Raw genomic sequence first — 24,347 nt, forward strand, 5'->3', positions numbered from 1 at the left:
CTCTATGTAGGAGCGCGCCTGAGCGCGATGGGGCTTTCCCACCAACGCCCCATCGCGCCCAGGTGCGCTCCTACCCAAACACGGCAACCGCCGTGGCTCTTGCGATTCCCCAATCCCGACTCCCGATTCACGCGCACATCAGCGCGCTCAAGCGCGCTTGCGCGACTCGATCAGATCCAGGTTGCGCACCAGCCGTCGCGACAGGTCGTCGGAAATCTCGCGTCGTCGCGCAAGCTTGAACAACTCATTGCGCTCGGCCACCAATGCCGCATGGCGAAACTGGCGCAGCGCCTTTTCGTAGGCAACCGCCTCTTCCGGATCGGTCTCGGCCATGTCCACCGCGCCGAGCTTGCGCTGATAGCGCTGGCTCACCTGGTTGGCCGCCGCGTTGTAGCGCTCGGCATGCTTGCTGTCTTCCACCAGCCGCTGGCGCAGCTTTTCCACGGCATCCAGCGCTGCCTGCGAAGCGGCTTTCACGGCCAGATCTTCCTTGAGCTGCTCGTCTTCTTCTTCGGGCAGCTCCAGCCCACGCAACAGCCGCGGCAACGCGACGCTGGCCACCAGCAACGACACCAGAATGACCGCGGCCGCCAGAAAGATCGCCAACTGGCGGGCCGGGAAGGGTGAGCCATCTTCCAGCATCAACGGCAGCGTGAGCACGCCAGCCAGGGTGATCGCACCGCGCACGCCGGCCAGCGACACCGCCACCACGATGCGCCACGGCGGGCTGACATGCGCTTCGCCACGCCGCTGCGCCTTGAAGATGTTCCAGCGCAACGACAGGAACACCCACACAAAACGCAACGCCATCAAGCTGAGACTGATGGTGGCCACGTACACCGCCAGCCACCATGGATTGAGGTGGCCGGCTTCCTGCACGCTGCGCACCGCACCGTCCAGGATGCCCGGCAACTGCTCGCCCAGCAGCACGAAGATGATGCCGTTGAAGGTGAACTGCACCGTGTCCCACACCGCCGAACGCTGCAGGCGCATATTGCCCGGTGCATTGCCGGCCATTTCCACGTAGCTCATGGTGATGCCGGCGGCCACTGCGGCCAGGATGCCGGAGGCGTGGAAGGCTTCGGCCAGCAGATACGCTGCAAATGGGGTGAGCAGGTTGACCAGGATCGCCGAACCGGGCTCCTCGCCGAAATGCCGCCAGATCCAGGCCTGGATGCGGCTCAACCCAAAGGTCGTCGCCACGCCCAGGGCCAGGCCGGCCAGCGCCACCCACAGAAAGGTCAGCGAAGCGGCCGCCACCGAGAAGGTCCCGGTCAGCACCGCCGCCACCGCGAACTGGAAACACACCAGGCCCGAGGCGTCGTTGAGCAGCGACTCGCCTTCCAGGATGTGCATCAGGCGCTTGGGAATCGGCACCTTGGAGGCGATCGAGGACACCGCCACCGGATCGGTCGGCGAAATGATCGCCGCCAGCGCGAATGCCACGGCCAGCGGCATTGCCGGTATCAGCCAATGAATGAAGAAGCCGGCGCCAATCACGGTGAAGATGACCAGCCCCAACGCCAGTTCCAGAATGGCCGCCTTGTCGCGGAACAAGCCTTGCTTGGGAATGCGCCAGCCATCCAGGAACAACAGGGGCGGCAGGAACAACAGGAAGAACAGCTCCGGTTCCAGCTCGTGCCCTGCATCGAAAACGCCGGAGACTACCGCGCCCAGCGCGATCTGGACCAACGGCAACGGCAGCGAAAACGGCAGGATGCGGATGAGGTAACCGCTGGCCGCGACCGCCAGCAACATGGCGAGGACGACATCGATCGAATGCATGAAGAACCCGGAATGAAAAAAAAAGCGGCCGCACATGCGGCATCGCATATTGCGACGCACAACAACGCACCTACCGGACCATACCGTGTTGCACCCGGTGATGAAAACCGCAGCATTGCCCCGCACCTTGGCATGTGGGGCGATGCGGCAGGGTTGTTGCGGTTCGGTTCAATTGGCCGGTGCCCGATACGCTGGCAAATGGAGGCAGGCGCAATGACGATGTCCAAGCGCGTATGCTGCGGCAGACCGGTCGCGCATCGACGCGATGGAGAGCGGCTGCGGCGGAAGCAGGGAAGGACGATGCAACAACGTATGCACGGGTGTTTCGCAATCGCCGCCGACACCCTTGACACAGGTCCGTCTACGCCGGCCGGAGCGTGCGTGAACAGTCGATCCGGTCGACCCGAGAGCATGCATGGGACGTTGCGGTGTGCCGCTGTTTCCTTGGAGCGGTCCTCGCCATCGCGCTATGGCCACAGGTGATGCGCGAGCGGGACGCAGCGATCGGCGTCGTATCGCGCCGGTCCTGGCCTCACTCGTGCACCGGCGCTTGCACTCCCCTGTGACGCCACCGTCACCACGCCGAACGCGGTGATGAATGTCAAAACAGCGTGATGCATCCGGCGGTTTCGCAGGCGCGTATTGACGCTACGGTTGCCATCCAGGCGATCGCCAACCCAAAAGGATCGATGCCTCATGAAGACTTCATTCCAGTCGCTTGCCGTTGCCACCGCCATTGCCCTGACCAGCGCCCTGGCCCCCGCCTATGCTGCGTCCAATCCGACCGTTGGCGGCGCGCCGATGCTGGTGACCAAGGACATCGTCGACAACGCGGTCAACTCTAAGGACCACACGACGTTGGTGGCTGCCGTCAAAGCGGCCGGCCTGGTCGAGACGCTGAAGGGTCCGGGCCCGTTCACCGTATTCGCACCGACCAATGCGGCGTTTTCGGCACTGCCGGCCGGCACCGTCGACACCTTGCTGAAGCCCGAATCCAAGCCGACCCTGACCAAGGTGCTCACCTATCACGTGGTGCCGGGCAAGGTGGATGCGGCCTCGCTGATCGCCAAGATCAAGGCCGGTGGCGGTAGCGCCACGCTGACCACCGTGCAGGGCGAGCCGCTGACCGCCAAGCTCAATGGCAAGAAGGTCACCATCACCGACGTCAAGGGCAACACCGCCAACGTCACCATCGCCGATGTGATCCAGAGCAATGGCGTGATCCACGTGGTGGACAAGGTGCTGATGCCGTAATGGCCTGCAGTCGCACCGCGACGCGTCGTTGCTGACGCACGCACACTGCCATCGGCGGAATGCGATTTTTCCGCCGATGGCGCAGCGCTTTCATGCAGCGCGTCAAGGCATGGGAGGCGCTATTTTTGAAGACATTGGCCGTCGACGCGGCGAGCGCTTGTCAAACGCAGACATTGCTCGGCATCGACACACACGTTGCCTACCAGGAGGCAGCGCCTGACGACTGTCCGGTCGGTTCTGTTTGTCGCTAGTTGATCAGCAATGCCATGTCACGGATCTGCAGTGGATGGCCGTTGATCTGCGAGCGCACCAGCACAGGCAAGGCGTGGTTCGATCATGCTGTACGTCGCGCGAGCCAGCCTCCAGCGGTCGCAATCAAACCGCCAAACGGCGGTGAGGGAGTGACCGGCCTGCCGGTGGCTCCGCTTGGTGTCCCGATTCTCCGACACCGTGCGCGTGCCCTTGCACGCGTATTTTTTTGCCCGTGTGGCGCGCTATTTCCCTATCTCGACTGATCGCTGGACGGCGGCGGTGGATCCAGCAACCGACGGAGATCTTCGACAAATCCACGATACCCTTCTTCGCGCGCATCCGTCGATGGCTGGCGCAATACCCAGGACGGGTGCACCGTGGTCAATACCGGCGTGCCGTCGTCCAGACGCTGCCATTGCCCGCGTTGCTGCATCAATCGGAAGCGGCTTCCCAACACGGCTTGCGCCGCAGTCGCGCCCAGGCAGACGATCTGCGCCGGACGCAATTGCGCCCGCTCGGCCTGCAACCACCCGCTGCAGGCCTGCACATGGGTGCGCTCCGGATTGCGATGCAGCCGCCGTTTGCCGCGCTGCTCGAAACGAAAATGCTTGACCGCATTGGTGACATAGAACTTCTCGCGGTCCACACCCAGCTCGCCCAACGCCATGTTGAACAGGCGCCCGGCGGGTCCGACGAACGGACGACCGCTCAAGTCCTCTTCATCGCCCGGCTGCTCGCCGATCACCATCACCGACGCATCGTCGGGTCCTTCGCCGAACACCGTTTGCGTTGCCGGCTGCCACAGTTCGCAACGCCGGCAATCGCGTGCGGCAGTGCGCAACTGCGCCAGGCTTTGGGTTGCCACTTCAGGCAATGGCGCAGGTGCCGCCGGCACCCGTCGCCGTACCGGCTCGGGCGCGCGTTCGGCCATCTCGCGCACACGCACGCCGGCATCGCGGATCAGCTCCGGCAACAGCGTGGCTTCGGGCAGGTTCTTCCAGTATTTCTGCGGCATTTCCTGCCGCATCATGGTCGGGTTGAGCCGCGCCGGGTTGAAGATATGCGCGTAGTACGTGCGCCAGAGCGTCTCCTGCGCATCGTCGGCGGGTACCTGGGTGCGCACCGCGCCTTCGCCGAAGGTCAACGCCTGCCCATCCCATCGCACGCTGCGGTACGGGGTCAGGATCGCCCAGCGCATGCCGGCAAACCGGCGCGCAAAAAACGGCGCCACGCGATCCACGATCCAGTGCTCGGGCTCGAACCAGGACACGAAGTCTTCTTCTTCCCCGGGCAGGCGACGAAAGCGCACGAAGGCCTTCATCTTGTGGGCATCGCGCTGCACCGCTTTTTGCCATTGCCGTAGCCGGTGCACATCCACATCGGTGGCGCGCTCCAGCAAGGCTTTTTCCCCAGAGGCAACGCGCCACAGCAAGCGATACAACACGGCGTGCCGTTGCGGGTCGCGGTGACACAGCACCGAGGCCGCCAACTGCATGAAATCTGCAGAGACCCGCGGTGGTGGCACCACGGCCGGCAATGCCAACAGTCCCTGCCCCATCAACAAGCCGCCCTGCGCCCCGCCATTCCAGGCCACATCGTCCGGCTCCACCTGCGCACACCAGCCTGCCCGCGCCAATGCACGCCATGCTTCAAAACTCCACGCGGGTTCCACCTCGGCGCTGAACATCGTCTGCCTTGCTCCTGTAGGGGTGCCGACATGCGCTTCGGAACCGTATGGCCGCGCAATGCCGTTACCAGCATGCACGGTACCTGCGCTGGCGGGGTCAGATGCGATTGAGCGGAGATTGGGATTGGGATTGGGGATTTGCGAACGCTGGCATTGGCTCGCGTCAACAGCGACGTTTATCGGTACCACCGCGCGGCGCCCGCGCGCCGTCATCCGCGCTTCTGGCCCTTCTGCTGCATGAAGAAGGACACCGTGCCAGTGGAAGAAGGACGCGGCATCGTTGCGGGCGGGAAATGCTCAGTCGAACAGACTCGCCTGCCGTGGCGCAGGCGCCAACTGCGCACGCAGCCTGACCGGATCGTCCAGGCGCTGACGCGGATGGTGATCGAGCACGCTCACGAACGGCAACAGCTTTTTCATCGGTACGCGCAGCCGCGCCAGGTCGCCAACGCGCAAGCGCGCATGCCGGCGCGACAACAACAAGCGCTCCACGTTGCGCGTGCCCAGGCCCGGTACGCGCAGCAGCATTTCGCGCGGTGCCGCATTCAAGTCCACCGGGAAGCGCTCGGGGTTGCGCAATGCCCAGGCCAGCTTGGGGTCCACGTCCAGGTCGAGCATGCCGCTGGACTGCGCCGGCGCAATTTCTTCCACGCTGAACTCGTAGAAACGCAGCAACCAGTCGGCCTGGTACAGCCGGTGCTCGCGCTGCAGGGGCGGTGCCTGCAGCGGCAGCTTGGACGAGGCATCCGGGATGGGGCTGAAGGCCGAGTAGTACACCCGACGCATGCGGTAATTGCCGTAGAGGTTGTGGCTGGTGTCCAGGATGCTGCGGTCGTTGGCATTGTCGGCGCCGACAATCATCTGCGTGCTCTGCCCGGCCGGCGCGAAGCGTGGCGGCTTGGCACGGCGCACCGTTTCAGCCTTGCGTTCGAGCTGGTTTTCTTCGATGCGCCAGCGCAGCTCGCCCATCGCCGAGCGAATGCCGCCCACGCTTTTTTCCGGCGCCAGCAACGTCAGGCCCTGTTCGGTGGGCAACTCCACATTGATGCTCAAGCGATCGGCATAGCGTCCGGCCGCCGCCAGCAACTCCGGGGCCGCATCCGGGATGGTCTTGAGATGGATGTAGCCGGCGAAATGGTGCACCTCGCGCAACTGCCGCGCCACTTCCACCAGTTGCTCCATGGTGTAGTCGGAGTTGCGGATGATGCCGCTGGACAGGAACAGGCCTTCGATGTAGTTGCGCTTGTAGAAGTCCAGCGTGAGCGTGACCACTTCTTCCGGCGTGAAGCGCGCACGGCGTACATTGCTGGACACGCGATTGACGCAGTACGCGCAGTCGAAGATGCAAAAATTGGTCAGCAGGATCTTCAACAGCGACACGCATCTGCCGTCGGGCGTGTACGAGTGGCAGATGCCCATGCCCTCGGTGCTGCCGATGCCGCCGGTGCCCAGCGAGTTGCGCTTGTTGGCGCCACTGGAAGCACAGGAGGCATCGTATTTGGCGGCGTCGGCGAGGACGGCAAGCTTGTCGAGGATTTTCACGCGGGCAGCATGCAGCGGGGGCGTCTCAGCCTATGAGACTCGCCTGCACCTGATCGTGAATGCTTCAGAGCGCTGCGGGTTGGCACGATCCGGCAGCGCGCGACTGCATGCGAACCCGCTGCTACCGAACCTGCGCCTACAACCTTCCCAATCGGCACTGCAGCTCTTGGCTGAAACATGCCGATGCGCCCACGTCCGCACCCGGCGCTATGCCGCGACCGGGTCCGCCGCCGCTGCAGGGCCGTCGAAGCGATACAGATCCATGGCCAGAAAGCCGGCATCGATACCGGCGTCGATGCGCTGCGCACCGAGCCGGTCGTCGCCGGCCGCGCCCATCGCCACGTACAGCGGCAGCCAGTGCTCGTCGCTGGGATGCGCGCGTGCGGCATGCGGCGCCTGGCGGCGGTAGTCCAGCAGCGCGGGGATGTCGTCGTGCAGCAGCTTGCGTTCGGTCCACTCGATGAAGGGCCGCACGTATGGCGCTTCGCGCTCGCTGCTGTAGCCGTGGCGGAAGTCGTGGAGGTTGTGGGTGATGCTGCCCGAGCCGATCACCAGCACGCCGTCATCGCGCAACGGCGCCAGCGCACGGCCCACCGCGAACTGGTGCGCCGGTCCCAGCTCGGGCTGGATCGACAGCGACACCACCGGGATGTCGGCATCCGGATACAGCAGGCGCAGCGGCACCCAGACACCGTGATCGAAGCCGCGCTGCGGGTCCAGCTGCGGATGCAGGCCGGCCTGCTCCAGCCGGCGCACGATCTGCTGCGCCAATGCCGGCGCGCCGGGCGCCGGATACTCCAGCGCATACAACGGCGCCGGGAAGCCGCCGAAGTCGTGAATGGTGGGCGGCCGTAGCGCACCGCTGACCAGCGGGCGACGGCCCAGCCAGTGCGCGCTCGCCACCACAATGGCGCGCGGCCGCGGCAACGCGTGCCGCAGGTCGGCCAGGCGCTCGCCGACCTGCCCCGGCTGCAGCGCAGTCATCGGCGAACCGTGCGAGATATACAGGGAGGGCAAGCGGGTCATCGACGCTCCTTGATGGATGAAGACAGGCTCAGCGCGATGGCTTCAACGCGAACGCGCCGTCGCCGAGCAGCGCCTGCACGATCAGCAGCACCGCCCATAACGCCGGGTATTCCCAGCCGCCGCCCGGATTGGAAAAACCGAACCCGTTGGCACCATGCACGCTGACAATCGTGCCCAGCAACAGCGGCACGCCCAGCAGGGCTACCCAGCGCGCATAGAGGCCCAACAGCAGCGAAACGCCAAGGCCGAGCTCCAGCGCCATGCTGACGTAGGCCAATGCGCCGGGCAGGCCGAGCGACTGGAAGTACGCCACGGTGCCGGCTGGAGTGAACACCAGCAGTTTGGTCAGGCCATGCACCAGGAACAGCACGCCCAGGCTGATGCGCAGCAAGGCGGTGCCATAGGCGGCGGTGCGTGGAGATGCGGGGGCAGTTGCCATGCGACGGGCTCCGTTGAGGACCGCTACAGCCTATTCCTTACACAAATCTGATAAATACGCGTGCTTCAGATAATTTATTTCGGCAAAAGAAACAATCGGAGCCGCCATGGATACCCTCGATGCGATGCGCGTGTTCACTGCCGTGGCCGAGCGCAGCGGCTTCAGCGCCGCCGCCGATGCATTGGACCGCTCCACTGCCAGCGTTACCCGCCAGGTTGCCGCGCTTGAACAGCGGCTCGGCACCCGCCTGCTCAACCGCACCACCCGCCGGGTCAGCCTGACCAGTGCCGGTAGCGCCTACTACCAGCGCTGCCTGCAGCTGCTGGCCGATCTGGACGACCTGGAAGCCACCATTGGCGCGCAAGCGCTGGAGCCGGCCGGCATGCTGCGGGTGAACGCCCCGGTGAGCTACGGCATCGAGCGTCTGGGCGCATTGCTGCCGGGCTTTCGCGCACGCTACCCGCAGGTGGAACTGGACCTGTCGCTGTCCGACCGTCTGGTCGACATGGTCGAAGAAGGCTTCGACGTCGCCATCCGCATCACCCGCCAGCCGGCGCCGATGTTGATCGCCCGGCAGCTGGGCAAGGTCCGCATCCTGGCATGTGCATCGCCGGCCTATCTGGCGCGTGCCGGGACACCCCAGCACCCATCCGATCTGGCTGGCCACGAATGCCTGCTCTATCACTACTCGCCCAACGGCGATGACGCGCGTTTCCAGGGGCCGGACGGCGATATCGACGTGCGCCTGCACGGCGGCCTGCGCGCCAACAACGGGCATGTGTTGAACGCTGCCGCGCTGGCCGGGCAAGGCATCGTGATGCAGCCGGATTTTCTGGCCGAACCGCACATCGCCGCAGGGCGTCTGGTACGCATTCTTCCCGAATACGCACTCGGCGAGATCGGCATCTTTGCGGTCTATACCAGCCGCAGCCATCTGGCGCCGAAGGTGCGCAGCTTTATCGATTACCTGGTCGAAAACATGCCCGCGCCGGGGGCTGGTTGAAGGTTGAGGGCGAGGCGAGGAAATACCTCGCTCCAGCTGCGCGTGCACACATTCGGGATTCGGGATTCGGGTTCAGTCTGCGCAGGCCGACACCTGTCTCCAGACACCGACATCACAACTGGATCTGGGCTACATGAGGCAGCCACGCGCGCTGACCCCCACTCAACACGTCGACAGGGGCATAAGCTCCAGCAGGCCTCAGCAACGACCGCGGCAACAGTTCGTCCCGTGCGTGGTCATTCTGCTGTCGCGACCGGTGTGCGCACAATCCGGCTCCCCGTTCAACAGGAGTGCCCATGAGCAAGATCGCCATTGTGTATTTCAGCGGCTACGGCCACACCGTCAAGCAGGCCGAAGCCGTGCATGCAGGCGCAGCCAGCGTTGGCCAAGCCACGCTGTACCGCATCGACCAGGACGGCAACCTGCCCGACGATGCCTGGGACGCCATCGGTGCCGCCGACGCCATCATCTATGGCAGCCCCACCTACATGGGCGGCCCGGCGTGGCAGTTCAAGAAATTTGCCGATGCCAGCTCAAAGCCGTGGTTTGCGCAGGCCTGGAAGGACAAGGTCGCCGCCGGTTTCACCAATTCGGCATCGGCAAACGGCGACAAGGCCGCCACCATCCAGTATCTGTGGACCCTGTCGCAACAGCATGGCCAGATCTGGGTGGGCACCGGGCTGCCGCCAGCCAACACCAAGGCGCATGGTCCGCAGGACGTGAACTGGACTGGCGGTTGGGGTGGTGCGCTGGCCATCTCGCCATCGGATGCCTCGCCGGACGAAGCGCCGCGTAGCGGCGACCTGGAAACGGCCAAGCTGTTCGGCAAGCGCGTGGCCGAAGTGGCCGCCAAGCTCAAGGGCTGATTGCACCGCACACCAGCCCGAGCAGATCGCAGCATGGCCTGCCGATCTGCGCGGGCTGTGCGTTAGCGCGTGGGCCACATCGCGCTAACGCCTTTCACGCCATTGTTCCCCGACCTTTTGCTGCACGGAGTCCCCCACCATGCAAACCCGCACGCTTGGCCGTTCCGGCCCCACCGTTTCGGCCCTGGGCCTTGGCTGCATGGGAATGAGCGCGTTCTATGGCGACCGCAGCGACGAGGCCGCCTCGATCGCGGTGATCCACCGCGCGCTCGATCGTGGCATCAGCTTGCTCGACACCGCCGACATGTACGGCCCGCACACCAATGAAGTGCTGGTCGGCAAGGCGATTGCCTCGCGCCGGCATGAAGTGTTTCTGGCCACCAAATTCGGCATCAAGCTCGACCCCAACGACCCGTCGGTGCGCGGCATCGACGGCAGTCCGGCGTATGTGCAGTCCGCATGCGAAGCCAGCCTGCGCCGGCTGGGCGTGGAGCATATCGACCTGTATTACCAACACCGCGTCGACCCCAATGTGCCCATCGAAGACACCGTGGGGGCGATGGCGCGCCTGGTCGAACAAGGCAAGGTGCGCTTCCTCGGTTTGTCGGAAGCGGCCGCAGCCACCATTCGCCGCGCGCATGCCGTGCATCCCATCACCGCGGTGCAGACCGAATATTCGCTGTGGTCGCGCGAGCCGGAAGACAACGGCGTGTTCGCCGCGGTGCGCGAACTCGGCATCGGGTTCGTGCCGTACTCGCCGCTGGGGCGCGGTTTTCTGACCGGCGCGTTTTCGTCGCCGGACGATTTCGACGCCGACGATTACCGCCGCCATTCGCCGCGTTTTCAGGGCGATAACTTCACCCGCAACCTGCAGCTGGTGGAACAGGTCAAGGCCATTGCTGCCGACAAGGGCATCACGCCCGGGCAACTGGCGCTGGCCTGGGTGCTGGCGCAGGGCCAGGACCTGGTTCCGATCCCCGGCACCAAGCGGTTGGCCTATCTGGAAGAAAACATCGCTGCGCTGGATGTGGCCCTGATGCCCGACGAGCTGGCCCGCATCGATGCCATCTTCCCGCCGCAGGCTGCGGCTGGCACGCGCTACCCGGAAGCGATGATGGGCGCGGTCAACCGCTGAGCCGTGCTGCCCGGCCTTCGGCAGCGGGCGCTGCCAGGTGAGCGCGGACGGCGCGCTCGGAACCGGAGTGTACGCACGTGGCACATGCCGATTCCGGGCACGGCCGCGTCCGCATGGCGGTGAGCGCAATCGCCTTGCGGTCTGCCGTTGGCCTTCCCAGTGCCGCAGCCAGCGTTGCGGCAATGCGTCGCCACCCGTGGAGCTTGCTACGCGCCACTGCGGCCATCCAGGTGTCATACCTGCGGTGGATCACTGCGTGTCTGTCCCGCAGTGCTCGTTCGATCGCGCAGACTGGATGCCGAGCGCCCCTGCTCACACTCCCGCTTCGCTGCCCCTTGCACACTGGCTGCAGCTCACACGCATCGTGCCCCATGCTGTCCTTCGTAATTCCCGCCCATGACGAGGCTGCCGTGATCGGCGACACGCTGCAGTGCCTGCATGCCTGCGCGCAGGCCATGCAGCTGGACTATGAAGTGATCGTGGTGGCCGATGCCTGCGAAGACGCCACGGCGGCCATCGCACGCGGCCATGGCGCGCAGGTGCTGGAGGTGCAGTTGCGCCACATCGCCGCAACGCGTAATGCCGGCGCACAGGCCGCGCAAGGCGAGCGCCTGCTGTTTCTGGATGCCGATACCTCGATCAACCCGCACGTCGTTGGCGCAGCATTGGCTGCGCTCGATGCCGGTGCGGTAGGCGGCGGTGCGCGGGTGCATCTGCAAGGCAAGCGGGTGTGGTCCGAGCGCGTGGCGCAGGCGTTTTTTGGCTGGTTTTTCCGCGTTTCCGGCATTGCGCCCGGGTGTTTCCTGTTCTGCACGCGGGCGGCCTTCGTCAGTGCAGGGGGCTTCGACACGCGTTACTACGCTGGCGAAGATGTGGCACTGAGTCGCGCACTGGCGCGCTGCGGACGCTTTGTGATCCTGCGCCAGACCGTGCACACCTCCGACCGCAAGCTGCGCAGCTTTTCCAAGCGCGAGCACCTCGGCCTGCTGTTGCGGTTTCTGTGGCGCGGGCGGCGCATGCTGCAGACCCGCGACGCGCTCGGCTTCTGGTATCAGCGCCGGCGCTGAACCGAGCGTGTCCGCACCGCCGCGATCGGTGGTGGAACCCGTCCTCGAAGCGGCACCTGACACCGCAGGCCACTACACTGTGCTGTCTGTTTAGGTATACGAGTTGCGCCGCATGGCTTCTTTGCATCGCCCCGTCCTGATCGCCGCCATGTCTGCCGCGCTGCTGACCGCCGCCGCATGCCACCGCGATGGCGCGACACCGGCCGAGAGCACGCACCCAGCGCTGCCCCCCAGCAAGCCCAAGCTCGGCGATTTCGGCTTCGATGTGACCGGTATGGATCGCAGCGTGGCGCCGGGCGACGACTTCTTCGATTACGCCAGCGGCAACTGGGTCAAGCGCACGCAGATTCCGGAAGATCGCTCCAGCTTCAACAGTTTCGTTTCCATCGCCATCGAGACCGAGCGGCATAGCCGCGACATCATCGAAGGCGCTGCCGCCAACGACCGCGTCACCGGCGAAGACAAGCAGATCGGCGACTACTACGCCGCCTACATGGACGAAGCCAGCATCGAGGCCAAGGGCGTGCGCCCGGTGCAACCGGAACTGGAGGCGATCGCCCAGCTCGACGACAAGCAGGCCCTGGCGCGCACCTTGGGCGGCCAGTTGCGTGCCGATGTCGATCTGCTCAACGCCACCAATTTCCATACCGACCGGCTGTTCGGCCTGTGGGTATCGCAGGACCTGCATCATCCAGGCCGCTACGTGCCCTATCTGGTGCAAGGCGGTCTGGGCATGCCCGAGCGCAGTTTCTACCTGGACGGCGGGCGCATGGCGCAGCTGCGCGGGGCCTACCGCGCGCACATCGTCGCGTTGCTGGAGCTGGCCGGCATCGATGATGCGCCCGCCAGGTCCGAGCGCATCTTGGCACTGGAGGTCGCCATGGCGCGCGTGCACGCGACCCCTGAGCAAACCAACAATGTGCAGGCTGGCGCCAATGCCTGGAAGCAGTCCGATTTTGCGCGCAACGCGCCAGGCCTGGACTGGGCGGTGTTCTTCGAGGCAGCCGGGCTCAACGCACAGCAGGATTTCATCGTATGGCAGCCGCGCGCGGTGAGCGGGTTGTCGGCGTTGGTGCAGTCCGAGCCACTGCAGACCTGGAAGGATTATCTGAGCTTCCGCGCGCTGGACCGCGCCTCGCCGTATCTGTCCAAAGCCTTCGCCGACGAGCGCTTCGCGTTTTACGGCACCACGCTGGAAGGCACCCCGCAGCAGCGCCAGCGCTGGAAACGCGGCATCGACGCGACCAACGCCGCATTGGGCGAGGCGGTCGGCAAGCGCTACGTGCAGAAGTACGTCAGCGCGCAGACCAGGACGCGTGCCGAAGAGATGGTCAAGAACATCCTCACCGCGTTCGGCAAACGCATCGACGCACTGGAGTGGATGAGTGCCCAAACCAAGCAGCATGCCAAGGCGAAAATCGCCGGCTTGACGGTGGCGGTCGGCTACCCGGACACCTGGCGCGACTACAGCGGGCTGGACGTGCGCCGCGATGATGCGCTTGGCAATGTGCAGCGCGCCGAGGTATTCGAATACCGCCGCAACCTGGCCAAGCTGGGCAAGGCGGTCGATCATCGCGAGTGGTACATGCTGCCGCAGGAGGTCAACGCACTGAACGTGCCACTGGAAAACCGCCTGATCTTCCCGGCGGCGATCCTGCAACCGCCCTTCTTCGACCCCGCCGCCGACGATGCGGTGAACTATGGCGCGATCGGCGCGGTGATCGGGCACGAGATCAGCCACAGCTTCGACAACATGGGCGCGCTGTTCGACGAACACGGCGAGCTGCATAACTGGTGGACGCCGCAAGACCTGAAAAAATTCGAGAACGCCGGCAATGCCTTGGCTGCGCAGTTCAGCGCCTACCAACCGTTCGACGATTTGTCGGTCAACGGCAAGCTGACGCTGGGCGAAAACATCGCCGACGTTGCCGGCCTGGCCACTGCCTACGATGCCTACCAGTTGTCGCTGCAGGGCAAGCAGCCCCAGACCCTGGATGGTTTTAGCCCGGATCAGCGCTTTTTCCTGGGCTTTGCGCAGGCCTGGCGCGGCAAGTACCGCGACGCGGCACTGCGCAATGCTCTGCTCACCGACGTGCATGCGCCTGGCCGCTTCCGCGCGCAAACCGTGCGTAACCTGGATGCGTGGTACCCGGCCTTCGATGTGACACAGGATCAGCAGCTGTATCTGGCGCCGGAGCAGCGGGTCAAGATCTGGTAGGTGCGGGTCGTGGTCGATGCAGCGCCAGTGGAGCTGGTGTCTGCGGCGCTGTTTGTCGCGGCACGCGGTAGTGCATGCCGGGTTGTGGCGAAGTGCACCCATCTCGTGGGCGACGTTGAAGAAACGGCGCGATGAGCGATTGCCTATCGCGCGCTACCAGCGCGCACGTCAGAACACCCGCTCAACCCGGCCCACCACCATTACACGCTGTCAGGCCACTCCAGCAGCATTGCCGGCGGTAATTGCATGCGCCTGCATGCCCGCGCAGACAGTCCGTCGCGCAAGGCGGTGCGGAACAGCGGCGACAGGCTGCGCAGCAACCGTGCCGATGCGCGCGCCTGCGCGCGTTGGGCGGCGGTGCGGCCGAGCATGTCGCTGGCCCAGCCGGGCAACAAGGCCGTGCCAGCGCCGAGAAATACCCCGCGCGACAGGCCCGCGGCGGGCACTGGCAGCTGGATGCTGGTGAGGATGTCGAGCACCTCGCGCGAGCGCGCGTCCATGCGTAACTCTCCCAGGACCGATGCGAAATATGCATCCACCTGCGCCTCGCTGGCCGGCACATCGGCAGCGCCCAGCGCTTCAGCCACGCGTCGCGCTTCGTCGTAATAGCGATCGGCGATGGCAGCAGGTACCTGGCGGCAATAACGCCGGCATCCCTGCAAAAACCCGTAGGCCTCGGTGACATGCACCCAGGTGAGCAACTGCGGGTCGTTGGCCTCATAAGGCACGCCGTCGGCGGTGTGGCCGCGGATATGCGAGTGGATCTTGCGCACGCGCGCAATCAGTTGTTCGGCTTCCGCACGTGGTGCGTAGGTGGTGCCGGCGACGAAGTTGGTGGTGCGCCGCAGCCGCCCGATCAAATCGGTGCGGAAGTTGGAATGGTCGTAGACCCCGGCCAGCGCGCGCGGATGCAACAACTGCAACATCAATGCGCACAGGCCGCCGGACAACATGCCCGGAAATTCGGAATGGATGCGCCAGGTGATGCTGTCGGGCCCGAAGATGCCCGGGTCGCCCAGCGGCTGGTCGTATTCGATGGTGCTCTGGCCACGCGGAAACGCATCGAGCACCCAGCGATGGATCTGTTTGGCGGCGGGGGCGGTGAGAGTGCGCAGGACGGCTGACATGCGGCCATGATACGCAGCGCATCTGCAACGCCAGATCAGCGTCGCGCAAACCAGCATCCACTCATGAGTCGCGACGGCGACCAGATGCGGACGGGCATCGTGACCGCGGCGCCGGAAGAGGGCGACCTGGCATCTGGGTGGGTACTGACCACTCGGGCAGTCCCCCCTGATCTTTCTACAAGCGGGCCCGGCGTCGCCCCAACGCCTACCTTCCGAACGTGTCCGGCAAGCCAGCCTGCCATCCCCCGTGAACCCGGCAATTACCGCAGCGCCGAGTGTGCAGTGCAGCAAGATCGAAGGCCCAGCGCAGGCACGCGGTGGCGGCATTGCAGCAAATCCGCCTGAATTCAGCAATTTGTGCGCGTCTGCGCAGAATTGCGCGGCCGGCGCTTGGCTTGGGGCATTGCCATGCACAGCGAAAGTGCTAGAACTAAGACCGTCCGTCGACGCACTGCTTGGCCAGCACGTTGCGGACGCTCCAGGGCACCGGCCACGGCCAGTGCAGCAAGTCGTTCGTACCAGCCATCCGTCAGGAGCTTGTCATGATCGCTTTGTTCCAGGGTTTAGGCCTGCTATTGCAGGACAACGCACTCCATCGGCTCTCCTTCGACGAGCAGGTGGCTCACTGGCGCGACAAGACCGACGCGCAGCTCGACGAAGAGCTTTCGTTGCTCAAGGTGGCCAAAAAGCAGTGGGTGATCGCCTCGATCATCGGCTGGCAGGCGATTTCGCTGATATTGCTGGGCGTGATCACGCACCAGCTGTGGCAGAACGACTACCACCTGACCTTCAGCCGGGTGGTGATCATCTTCACCTCCTGGGCGTCGATCCTGTTCGTGATGTGGTACATCGCCGATCTGTTCGACCACAGCGCCGGTTTCGAGCGCTGGCTACGCGCCTTCAACAGCCGCGCACGGGTGACGCCGGATGCAGACTCGGTCGAGTGCGTTGCCGACGCGCTGGACATGACGCGCCGCTATCCGGAGGTGCTGCGCTACAAGCAGGAGGTCACCTCCAAGCGCGAGTTGCGCCACGAGGACATCGTCAACATGCGCGAAATGGGCCGCCTGCGCCGCTATACCGAACTGCTGCGCGACCTCGACCGCTTCGATGGCGCGCCACGGCTGGTGGTCAATTCCTGACCAGGGCCGCCGTGGCGATGCAGCGACGCCGTTGACGGAAACGCGTTGCCTGCAGCACTGATTCCGCTGCAAACAACAACGGCCGGTGCGCACTGCACCGGCCGTTGTTGTTGATTCCCAGCGATCACTGCCAGCCGGTTGACGGGCGCCGGCGCCTGGCAGCGCGCCCGACACGGTGACCATTCACGCCTGCGCAACCGCCTTCTCCACCGAGGGAGTCCGCCAGCCGCTGCGCACGCCCCAGACGTAGAACACCGCGCCCACTACGGCGACCACGACCAGATCGGTGCCGTAGCTGAGGTAGCCGTGGCCACCGAAATCGGTGCTGCCGGCCCACGAGACAAGGGCGATGGTGGGCAGGTAGCAGATCATCCAGGCCGCGCCCTTGAGGTTGCGGCGCAGGTCCGGCCAGCCCTGCTTGGCCTGGTAATAGCAGTACACCGGCAGCGCCACGACCATCAGCAGGATGATCTCGCCGGTCAGCGGCCAGCGCGCCCAGTACAGCAGTTCGGTGGCCATCACGAAGGCCACGCCAGCCAGTACTGGCAGCGCAGCGATGCGCAGCGGGCGATGCAGCTCCGGTGCATGGCGACGCAGCGCCATCGCGCTGATCGGACCGGTGAGGTAGGAAATGATGGTGGCCACCGAGATCACCGCCGCCAGCGTGCCCCAGCCGCGGAAGAAGAACAGGAACACGAACGACACGGCCAGGTTGAAGAACATCGCCATGCGCGGCACGCCCCAGACCGGGTGCAGCTTGCCCAGCACGGCCGGCATGGTTCCGTTCTTTTCCATGCCGTAGACCATGCGTGCAGTGGTCGCGGTATAGGTGATACCGGTGCCGCTGGGGCTGACGAATGCATCGATGTACAGCAGCATCGCCAACCAATGCAGGTTGACGATGATGGCCAGTTCGGCGAACGGCGAGCGGAAATCGATGCCGTGCCAGCCGGCCTTGGCCAGCAGATCCGGCGGCACGGCGCCGATGTAGGCCACCTGCAGGATCACGTACACCACCGTGGCCAGCGCGATCGAACCCAAGACGGCGAACGGAATGCTGCGCCCGGGGTTACGCGCTTCGCCAGCCAGATTCACCGGGCTCTGGAAGCCGTTGAAGCTGAAGACGATGCCGGCGGTGGCCACTGCGGTGAGCACCGCGGCCAGGTCGAGCACGTGCGCATCGCCGTGGATGCCGACGCCGAAGTTCTCGCTGTGGAAGCCGCTGGCGATCAGCGCCACGCCGGTCGCCGCGGGCACCACGAGCTTGAACACCGTGATCAGCGTATTGGAGCGCGCGAACAGCTTGACGCTCCAGAAATTCAGGAAGAAATACACCAGCACCAGCACCGCCGAAATCAGCAGGCCGGGCACCGAGAGCTCACCTGCCCCTCCGGGCGCCTGCACATACAAGCCCTGCGCCCAGGCCCATGGCCAGGACGCCATGTACTGCACCGAGGCCTCGGCCTCGACCGGGATCACCGAGACGATGGCGATCCAGTTGGCCCAGCCGGCAATAAAGCCCACCAGCGATCCGTGCGAATAGTGGCTGTAGCGCACCATGCCGCCGGATTCGGGGAACATGGCGCCCAGCTCGGCATACGACAGCGCGATGGTGGTGATGATCGCTGCGCCCAGCACCCAGGCCCAGATCGCACCAGGGCCGGCCAGGCCGGCCGCGCGCCAGGCGCCGAACAACCAACCAGAGCCAATGATCGAGCCCAGGCCGGTAAGCATGAGGGCGAAGGGGCCAACGTCGCGGCGTAGCGAGTGTTCGGACATGAGAAGCCTGGCAGTGAGGACGCCGTGAACCGGCAACAAGCCGGCAATGATCGCAGAAGCGACCGCTTGCCGTCAGTGCGTATTCAGGATTGCCGGAGTTTTTGGTCAGGCGTCACTCGCCGGCGCGATGGCGCAGGGCAGGTGCGCGCATCTTAGCCGCGCCGCCCGAGGAAACGGACAAAAGGCTGCACTCACCGCCACGCGGGCACGGCCGGTGCTTGGCATTGGCACCTACCGCTCATGCACTCCGGCCCCTTGTGCCGCCTGCGCTCACCCGACGCCTGCCCGCCACGGTTTGTCGGCTGGCCTCAACCGTGGCAATCGGCACGTGGTGCGGCGGTATCCACGCAGGTATGCGTCTGCCCCGAGACGCCATGGAGTTCGCGCACCTGCCCCGGCGTCAGCGCAAACCTATCCAGGGTCTTGCGGGTGCAGGTCGGTGCGCTGGCGGTGTCGTCGGCGCCGCCGGTCGCGCACTGTTCTTCGTAGATCAGGTAGTAGCAGTGGCCGGAGTTGCTGGCCAGGCACTGCACGTTGGTGGCGGTCGCGGTGGTCAGCGTCTTGCTGAAGATCACATCGCGGCCATCGTCGGTGGCGCGGGTGATCGAGGTGGTGCCATTGCGTTCGTGGCAGCCGGCCAGGGCGAGCAGGCAGTACACCAGGGAGGCGATCAGGCGCATGGAGGAAGTCCTTTCAGTCGATGCAATCGGGGGAGTCAGCGCGTCCAGCAAACCGTGCAGGTTCGGGCGGTACGGACGGTGTTCGAAATCGGGTGTCGCACTCGCGCGCGCACGCCAGTTCAGCGCGCGCCGCTCTGATCGGCATGACGGCTGCACGCAACGTGTTGCTCGCCGCACTTACATGCCGCGGAACAGGCTCATGAACGGCTGGCTGACGGTGAGCGTTTCGCTGCGGCCGCGTAGCGCCAGCCGGCCCTTGCCGGTGTCCTCGCGCACCACCGAGGCAACCGCTTTCATGTTGACGATGGTGGAGCGGTGGATCTGCTTGAACACCTGCGGATCCAGCACATCCAGCAGTTCGCGCAATGGCGTGCGCAACACCGCTTCGCCGGCGGCAGTCATCACCGTGGTGTACTTCTGATCGGCCTGGAAATACGCCACCTCGTCCAGCGCGATCAGGCGCGTCTCGCGTCCGCTGCTGGCGGTCAGCCAGGCGAGCGGCGGCGTGTGACGGGCAGCAGCCGGGCGTGCCGACAACCGCTGCAGCAAGGCCTCCACCAGCGCGCCGTCCGGCTGGCCGGCGGCGGCGCGCTGTTGCACCCGCTGCCAGGCGGCCTGGAGGCGCTCGCGGCCGATGGGCTTGAGCAGATAGTCCACCGCGCCGTGTTCGAACGCATCGATGGCGTACTGGTCGTAGGCGGTGACGAACACCACCTGGCTGCGCGGGCTGACCTCGCGCATCGCACGCGCCACCTCGATGCCGGTGAGGCCGGGCATGCGGATATCCAGGAACACCACGTCCGGCTGCTGCGCGGCGATGGTCTCCAGCGCGCTGGCGCCGTCCTCGCAATAGCCCACGATCTGCAGCTGCGGACACACCTCGGCCAGCAGCGTCAGCAACGACTGCCGCAGCAAGGCCTCGTCTTCGGCAACCACGGCGCGCAGCGCGCTCATGCCCGCACCCGTGAGGCGTTTGCGGCGTTTGCGGCCGCAGTGGGCAACGGTGGTGGGGATGGCGCGGCACCAAACTGCGTCGGCAGCGGCAGGCTCAAGGTGGCCGCCACACCGCTGGGGAAGTTGGACACGATGGCAAAGCTCGCCTTGCCGGCATAGATCAGCTGCAAGCGCTCGCGCAGGTTCTTCAAGCCGATGCCGGTGCCGTGGCTGTGCGTGTTGAAGCCCTGGCCGTCGTCGGCCACGGTGAGCGTGACATGGTCATCGTGGCGACGCGCCAGGATCCATACGGTGCCGCCACCGGGCTTGGCTTCCAGCCCGTGCTTGATCGCATTTTCCACCAACGTCTGCAACATCATCGACGGCAGCGGTAGCGCCCGTAGTTCGTAGGGAACTTCCACCTGCAAGGCCAGCCGCGTGCCCATGCGGATGCGCAGGATCTCCAGGTAGGCCTGGGTGCGTTCGAGTTCTTCGCCCAGGGTGGCGATGGCGCCGTCGGCGCTGGGCAGCGAGCTGCGCAGGTACTGGATCAGATGGCCGATCATGATCTCGGCGCGCGGCGGGTCGGTGCGCGCCAGCACCTGTGCGCTGGCCAGGGTGTTGTAGAGAAAGTGCGGCTCGACCTGCGCATGCAGCAGATTCAGGCGCGCCACGGCCAGTTCCTTTTCCATGACCGATTGCTCGGCGGCGGCCTGTTCGTCGCGACGCTGCTCGCCGACCCGGCGCACCACCGCGCGATTGATCGCTTCGGCGTTTTCGTAATTGCTGCCTTCGTCCACCGCGAACAGATCCACCCAGGCGCCAGCGTCGGGCTCGCACAACACGGTGACGCTGCTGGTGCCCTGCCCCGGCGCGATCGTCGCCAGGATCTGGTTGTGGGTGATGGCAAAGCGCGCGAACAGGTTCCAGCGCGACGGCTGGCGACCTGCGTACGGGTCGATGCGGCGCACCTTGGCACGAATCAGCAGGCTGCCCGGCGCGCATTCGATGTCCTGCACACGCGGTAGCGCACGCACCGCCTCTTCCATCACCGCGAAGCTGGCCTGTACATCCAGCGGCACTTCGATCTGGCGGCGCTGGCGGGTGGACAAGGTGGTGTGGTCCAGACGATCGGCGATCAGGCGCACACGCCGCACATGGGTGACCGAACTCATCAACGCCAGCGTCAGCAAGACCATACAGGCCAACGCGAAGATCGGGCCGATGGACCCGAACAACTGCGTCCACATGATCCCTGCCACCACCAACGCGGCGGCCCAGGCGAACACGATGCGTACGATCAGGAAAACACTGGCAGACACAGGCAGGCAGCTCGTTGGGATGGGACGGGAGCGAGCATAGCCGGCGCACGCCACTGCGAAAGCCCCGGGCGACGAATGGCCGTCAGCGCGGCATCAAGCGCCAGGATTGCGGTGCGAAACCATGGTGCTGGGCCACGGCCGTGGCAGATGCGCGCGCTATGCTGGACGCATGCCGGCCCTGCGCAGGCCGCGCTCGGTTGCCGCCCGGGCAGACAGCACATGTGGATGGCCGCAGCGTGCATCCGCAGGGGTGGCGAGCCGCATCATGGCGACCACATCACCCACCACACCACCTAAGGGAGTTGCATGCATCGTCGTCATTTTCTACGCAGCGCAGGCGTTGCGCTGGCGGCAGCCTCCACCGCCAGCTGGGCAGCAACCGACAAGACGCTCGCCATGCCGCCCACGACGCTGCCGGCGGCGCCACCGGACGGTCTGCCTGCGCCGTTCGCGGCGACCCCGCCATTGGCACCGATGCGCGCTTCGGTCGATCGCATCATCGCCATCAACGGCTGCACGCGGCCGTTCCGCGCGCAGGGGCCGCGGATCGAAGCCGAGCGTCTCGGGCGCAAGACGGTGGTGCACAACTACGGGCATGGCGGCAGCGGGTGGTCGCTCTCGTGGGGTGCCGCCGAACAGGCATTACGGTTGGTGCGTGCGGCCGACCCGGCTGCGCGCGAGCTGGCGGTGATCGGCTGTGGCGCAATCGGCTTGACCACCGCCCTGGTGGCGCAGCGCGCCGGCTTGCGTGTGCGCATCTACGCGCGCGAGCGCCTGCCGGATGTGCGCTCGTTCTATGCCACCGGCGTGTGGTCGCCGGATTCGCGCGTGTGCACCAGCGAGTACGCCACCGCAGACTTCAAGACGCGCTGGGAAGCGATGGCGCGCACGTCGTTTCGCCGCTATCAGACCTTGCTGGGCCTGCCCGGCGAGCCGATTGAATGGCGCGATGGCTATGTGCTCTCGGATGTGCCCTTCGATCAACCTATCGCCTCTGCCGAAGCGCATGAGCCGGACTATCCGCCGCTGGAGCGCGAACTGCTCGATGATCTGGGCCCGCGCTCGCAGCCGGTGGCGCCCGGTGGTCATCCATTTCCGGTGCCGTTCGTGCGCCGCTACAGCCAGCTCACCTTCAACCTCAGCGCCTATGCGCGGTTGTTGATGGATGACTTTCTGCAGGCAGGTGGCGAGCTCTACACGCGCGAGTTCGAGCATCCGCGCCAATTCGGCGATCTGCGCGAGAAGATCCTGATCAACGCCACTGGCTACGGTGCGCGTGCCTTGCTGGGCGACGACAGCGTGATTCCGGTGCGCGGGCAGACCGCGCGCCTGATCCCGCAACCGGAAGTCACCTATGGTCTGGTCTGGCGCGGCCACAATCTCAACGTCGTGCCGCGACGCGACGGATTGTTGGTGCAGGCGCAGGGCGCACACGACTTCAATAATGCCGACGGCACGCCCGACCGCGCCGCATCGGAAGCGGCGGTGCGCGAACTGGCGCGGCTGTTCGCCACACGCTGAGCGATGCGCGCGCGATAGTGGCCTGCGTGCCGATTGCAGAGGGCATCTGTGCTGGCAGTGGTGTGCAGTGGCCGCTACCGAAGGCCAGCACTGCAGGTGGTCGTACCGGGCCAACCATCGCACGTGTTCTGCTCGAGGGAAGATCGATCGGCGCCCAGGCAGCGTCAACAACCTATCAAGCACGCTTCAGGTCGGCGTGGACGGCGCAAGCGGACCGCAGCGTATGCGCGAGCGCACCGAGCACCAGCCGCGCCCGCCAGGCGATGCACGCACTCGTTGCATTCGCCGCTCCAGACGCTGCTCGGCATCGCCACCCTAACGATCTTCAAGCGAAGCCTGCAATGCACTGGCCAGCGCGGCGTCGCCGCTGACCAGCTCCTCCCAGCGCAAGGCCACGCCCTTGCGCTTGCCTTTCTCGACCAACTTCAAACCTTGCGGATCGATGATCAGGGTATATGCCTGCTCGCCGATCTGCAGTTGGCGACGTAAGGGTTTGTCCAGCGGCGTCATCGCACGGGCCTCGCAAAAAAAATCGATCACCGTTGTACCGCATCGACGTGAGTCGGTGCAGGAGGCGCAGCGATGCAGATGCGCCGCCACATTCGTGCACATGCAATCGCTGTAGTAGGCGCGCCAATTGAATCGCCTTTCATCGCGCACGCAGCGAGCGCGGCCTGCATCACGGCACAGGTCGCCATCGCATCGGGATCACCGTTTCCACCAATCCCGCTAACACTCGCGGGATTAGCGTAGCGACCACGCGGTACCGCCTGGAGATCGAAGCGATGGAAACGGCGCATTTTGAAAGGTCAGGTGAAGTGCTCGCAATTCCGCTCCGCGGAAGAGCAAGCCGCAGCTTGGCGTTTTCGAAGTCGTGGTACGTGATGCATCGGCACGTTTGTTCGCAGGCGTGCAACGCGAGCTCATCAAGGCATCTCCACCGACACGGCGAACCGCAGCGACCCACCCTCTGACCAACCAAAGGAGCCACACATGGCGATCAAGACTGTCGAAGACCTTTTCATCCACGAACTGTCGGACATCTACAGCGCCGAGAAGCAGCTGACCAAGTCGCTGCCGCGTCTTGCGCGTGCGGCCACCGAGCCGAAACTGAAGCAGGCCTTCGAAACTCACCTGGAAGAAACCCAAGGCCAGATCGAACGCATCGACCAGGTCGTCGAGATTCTGGGCATCAAGCTCAAGCGCATCAAATGCGCTGCGATGGAAGGCCTGGTGGAAGAAAGCCGCGAGGTCATCGATGAAATCGAGGCCGGCCCGGTGCGCGATGCGGCACTGATCGGCGGCGCGCAGAAGGTGGAGCATTACGAAATCGCCTCGTACGGCACCATTGCCGCCATCGCCAAGCAACTCGGTTATGCCGATGCATTGCCGCTGCTGCTTGCCACGCTGGAAGAAGAAAAGGCCACCGACGAAAAGCTGACCCTGCTCGCCGAGCAAGGCGGCAACCAGAAGGCATCCAAGGCCAGCAAGGCCGCCTGAGTCACTGCGCAGGACGGCACCGTTGTCCTGCGTCGCTTGCATATCCCTGCGGGCATCCCCCCGAAAGCC

At 65.4% G+C, this 24,347-nt stretch carries 20 protein-coding genes; 9 read left to right on the forward strand and 11 right to left on the reverse strand.

Annotated features, from left to right (window positions below; genetic code table 11):
* Nucleotides 1-147 precede the first annotated feature (147 nt).
* Nucleotides 148-1,785, reverse strand: coding sequence for a Na+/H+ antiporter (locus J7360_RS03790; protein ID WP_057659189.1), 1,638 nt, complete (start codon nucleotides 1,783-1,785; stop codon nucleotides 148-150).
* 696 nt (nucleotides 1,786-2,481) lie between these two features.
* On the opposite strand from J7360_RS03790, the gene J7360_RS03795 reads away from it, so the two are divergent.
* Nucleotides 2,482-3,039 (forward strand): fasciclin domain-containing protein, encoded by a 558-nt coding sequence (locus J7360_RS03795; RefSeq protein WP_005922001.1) that lies wholly within the window; start codon nucleotides 2,482-2,484, stop codon nucleotides 3,037-3,039.
* A 502-nt stretch (nucleotides 3,040-3,541) separates the two neighbouring features.
* On the opposite strand, the gene J7360_RS03800 is transcribed toward J7360_RS03795, so the two are convergent.
* From J7360_RS03800 to J7360_RS03815, 4 genes are all read right to left on the reverse strand, one after another.
* Nucleotides 3,542-4,978 carry a UdgX family uracil-DNA binding protein gene (locus J7360_RS03800; protein WP_209033297.1) on the reverse strand — a complete coding sequence of 479 codons (1,437 nt, stop codon included), beginning with the start codon at nucleotides 4,976-4,978 and terminating at the stop codon, nucleotides 3,542-3,544.
* Nucleotides 4,979-5,275: 297 nt separating this feature from the next.
* Nucleotides 5,276-6,520, reverse strand: a complete 1,245-nt coding sequence (locus J7360_RS03805) for a putative DNA modification/repair radical SAM protein (protein WP_003489593.1) — start codon at nucleotides 6,518-6,520, stop codon at nucleotides 5,276-5,278.
* 207 nt (nucleotides 6,521-6,727) lie between these two features.
* A complete protein-coding gene (locus tag J7360_RS03810; protein WP_057659162.1) occupies nucleotides 6,728-7,546 on the reverse strand; it encodes a class III extradiol ring-cleavage dioxygenase in 819 nt (272 codons plus the stop codon).
* 28 nt (nucleotides 7,547-7,574) lie between these two features.
* On the reverse strand, nucleotides 7,575-7,985 hold the full coding sequence (locus tag J7360_RS03815) for a DoxX family protein (protein WP_022560059.1): 411 nt from the start codon (nucleotides 7,983-7,985) through the stop codon (nucleotides 7,575-7,577).
* A gap of 106 nt (nucleotides 7,986-8,091) precedes the next feature.
* On the opposite strand from J7360_RS03815, the gene J7360_RS03820 reads away from it, so the two are divergent.
* The 5 genes from J7360_RS03820 (at nucleotide 8,092) to J7360_RS03840 (ending at nucleotide 14,274) form a co-directional block, all read left to right on the forward strand.
* Nucleotides 8,092-8,988 (forward strand): LysR family transcriptional regulator, encoded by an 897-nt coding sequence (locus J7360_RS03820; protein WP_007965151.1) that lies wholly within the window; start codon nucleotides 8,092-8,094, stop codon nucleotides 8,986-8,988.
* A gap of 296 nt (nucleotides 8,989-9,284) precedes the next feature.
* Complete coding sequence (locus tag J7360_RS03825) at nucleotides 9,285-9,854, forward strand: flavodoxin family protein (protein WP_007972966.1); 570 nt, start codon at nucleotides 9,285-9,287, stop codon at nucleotides 9,852-9,854.
* Between the two features lie 139 nt (nucleotides 9,855-9,993).
* The gene (locus tag J7360_RS03830) at nucleotides 9,994-10,989 is read left to right on the forward strand and encodes an aldo/keto reductase (RefSeq protein WP_022560061.1); all 996 of its coding nucleotides are present in this window, start codon (nucleotides 9,994-9,996) and stop codon (nucleotides 10,987-10,989) included.
* Nucleotides 10,990-11,360: 371 nt separating this feature from the next.
* Entirely contained in the window at nucleotides 11,361-12,056 is a 696-nt protein-coding gene (locus J7360_RS03835; protein ID WP_057659161.1) for a glycosyltransferase, read from the forward strand.
* A gap of 148 nt (nucleotides 12,057-12,204) precedes the next feature.
* Complete coding sequence (locus J7360_RS03840) at nucleotides 12,205-14,274, forward strand: M13 family metallopeptidase (RefSeq protein WP_209033305.1); 2,070 nt, start codon at nucleotides 12,205-12,207, stop codon at nucleotides 14,272-14,274.
* Between the two features lie 200 nt (nucleotides 14,275-14,474).
* On the opposite strand, the gene J7360_RS03845 is transcribed toward J7360_RS03840, so the two are convergent.
* Nucleotides 14,475-15,458: an oxygenase MpaB family protein gene (locus tag J7360_RS03845; protein WP_176215055.1), complete on the reverse strand. Its 984-nt coding sequence runs from the start codon at nucleotides 15,456-15,458 to the stop codon at nucleotides 14,475-14,477.
* A gap of 410 nt (nucleotides 15,459-15,868) precedes the next feature.
* Between J7360_RS03845 and J7360_RS03850 the strand changes: the two genes are divergently transcribed.
* Nucleotides 15,869-16,543: a hypothetical protein gene (locus tag J7360_RS03850; RefSeq protein WP_209033307.1), complete on the forward strand. Its 675-nt coding sequence runs from the start codon at nucleotides 15,869-15,871 to the stop codon at nucleotides 16,541-16,543.
* Between the two features lie 183 nt (nucleotides 16,544-16,726).
* Here J7360_RS03850 and J7360_RS03855 read toward each other — a convergent pair whose 3' ends face one another.
* From J7360_RS03855 to J7360_RS03870, 4 genes are all read right to left on the reverse strand, one after another.
* On the reverse strand, nucleotides 16,727-18,322 hold the full coding sequence (locus tag J7360_RS03855) for an APC family permease (RefSeq protein WP_057659154.1): 1,596 nt from the start codon (nucleotides 18,320-18,322) through the stop codon (nucleotides 16,727-16,729).
* 308 nt (nucleotides 18,323-18,630) lie between these two features.
* Nucleotides 18,631-19,002 carry a hypothetical protein gene (locus J7360_RS03860; RefSeq protein WP_005926727.1) on the reverse strand — a complete coding sequence of 124 codons (372 nt, stop codon included), beginning with the start codon at nucleotides 19,000-19,002 and terminating at the stop codon, nucleotides 18,631-18,633.
* A 177-nt stretch (nucleotides 19,003-19,179) separates the two neighbouring features.
* Nucleotides 19,180-19,956, reverse strand: coding sequence for a LytTR family DNA-binding domain-containing protein (locus J7360_RS03865; protein WP_209033299.1), 777 nt, complete (start codon nucleotides 19,954-19,956; stop codon nucleotides 19,180-19,182).
* Nucleotides 19,953-21,257, reverse strand: a complete 1,305-nt coding sequence (locus J7360_RS03870; RefSeq protein WP_057659149.1) for a histidine kinase — start codon at nucleotides 21,255-21,257, stop codon at nucleotides 19,953-19,955. Before J7360_RS03870 ends, J7360_RS03865 begins: the two co-directional genes overlap by 4 nt.
* 306 nt (nucleotides 21,258-21,563) lie before the next feature.
* On the opposite strand from J7360_RS03870, the gene J7360_RS03875 reads away from it, so the two are divergent.
* The gene (locus J7360_RS03875; protein WP_057659147.1) at nucleotides 21,564-22,778 is read left to right on the forward strand and encodes an FAD-dependent oxidoreductase; all 1,215 of its coding nucleotides are present in this window, start codon (nucleotides 21,564-21,566) and stop codon (nucleotides 22,776-22,778) included.
* Between the two features lie 315 nt (nucleotides 22,779-23,093).
* On the opposite strand, the gene J7360_RS03880 is transcribed toward J7360_RS03875, so the two are convergent.
* Nucleotides 23,094-23,288: a hypothetical protein gene (locus J7360_RS03880; RefSeq protein WP_022560070.1), complete on the reverse strand. Its 195-nt coding sequence runs from the start codon at nucleotides 23,286-23,288 to the stop codon at nucleotides 23,094-23,096.
* Between the two features lie 483 nt (nucleotides 23,289-23,771).
* Between J7360_RS03880 and J7360_RS03885 the strand changes: the two genes are divergently transcribed.
* A complete protein-coding gene (locus tag J7360_RS03885) occupies nucleotides 23,772-24,278 on the forward strand; it encodes a ferritin-like domain-containing protein (protein WP_007972952.1) in 507 nt (168 codons plus the stop codon).
* The last annotated feature ends 69 nt before the right edge of the window (nucleotides 24,279-24,347 follow it).

Source organism: Xanthomonas sp. D-99, from assembly GCF_017746145.1.
In the GTDB taxonomy this organism is placed as follows: domain Bacteria; phylum Pseudomonadota; class Gammaproteobacteria; order Xanthomonadales; family Xanthomonadaceae; genus Xanthomonas; species Xanthomonas cissicola.

Coding starts and splice junctions, on each gene's coding strand:
- J7360_RS03860 (WP_005926727.1), bottom strand. CDS start 19,002: ATGCGCCTGATCGCCTCCCTGGTGTACTGCCTGCTCGCCCTGGCCGGC.
- J7360_RS03875 (WP_057659147.1), top strand. CDS start 21,564: ATGCATCGTCGTCATTTTCTACGCAGCGCAGGCGTTGCGCTGGCGGCA.
- J7360_RS03840 (WP_209033305.1), top strand. CDS start 12,205: ATGTCTGCCGCGCTGCTGACCGCCGCCGCATGCCACCGCGATGGCGCG.
- J7360_RS03880 (WP_022560070.1), bottom strand. CDS start 23,288: ATGACGCCGCTGGACAAACCCTTACGTCGCCAACTGCAGATCGGCGAG.
- J7360_RS03800 (WP_209033297.1), bottom strand. CDS start 4,978: ATGTTCAGCGCCGAGGTGGAACCCGCGTGGAGTTTTGAAGCATGGCGT.
- J7360_RS03835 (WP_057659161.1), top strand. CDS start 11,361: ATGCTGTCCTTCGTAATTCCCGCCCATGACGAGGCTGCCGTGATCGGC.
- J7360_RS03845 (WP_176215055.1), bottom strand. CDS start 15,458: ATGCTGGTTTGCGCGACGCTGATCTGGCGTTGCAGATGCGCTGCGTAT.
- J7360_RS03865 (WP_209033299.1), bottom strand. CDS start 19,956: ATGAGCGCGCTGCGCGCCGTGGTTGCCGAAGACGAGGCCTTGCTGCGG.
- J7360_RS03810 (WP_057659162.1), bottom strand. CDS start 7,546: ATGACCCGCTTGCCCTCCCTGTATATCTCGCACGGTTCGCCGATGACT.
- J7360_RS03815 (WP_022560059.1), bottom strand. CDS start 7,985: ATGGCAACTGCCCCCGCATCTCCACGCACCGCCGCCTATGGCACCGCC.
- J7360_RS03855 (WP_057659154.1), bottom strand. CDS start 18,322: ATGTCCGAACACTCGCTACGCCGCGACGTTGGCCCCTTCGCCCTCATG.
- J7360_RS03825 (WP_007972966.1), top strand. CDS start 9,285: ATGAGCAAGATCGCCATTGTGTATTTCAGCGGCTACGGCCACACCGTC.
- J7360_RS03885 (WP_007972952.1), top strand. CDS start 23,772: ATGGCGATCAAGACTGTCGAAGACCTTTTCATCCACGAACTGTCGGAC.
- J7360_RS03820 (WP_007965151.1), top strand. CDS start 8,092: ATGGATACCCTCGATGCGATGCGCGTGTTCACTGCCGTGGCCGAGCGC.
- J7360_RS03830 (WP_022560061.1), top strand. CDS start 9,994: ATGCAAACCCGCACGCTTGGCCGTTCCGGCCCCACCGTTTCGGCCCTG.
- J7360_RS03790 (WP_057659189.1), bottom strand. CDS start 1,785: ATGCATTCGATCGATGTCGTCCTCGCCATGTTGCTGGCGGTCGCGGCC.
- J7360_RS03795 (WP_005922001.1), top strand. CDS start 2,482: ATGAAGACTTCATTCCAGTCGCTTGCCGTTGCCACCGCCATTGCCCTG.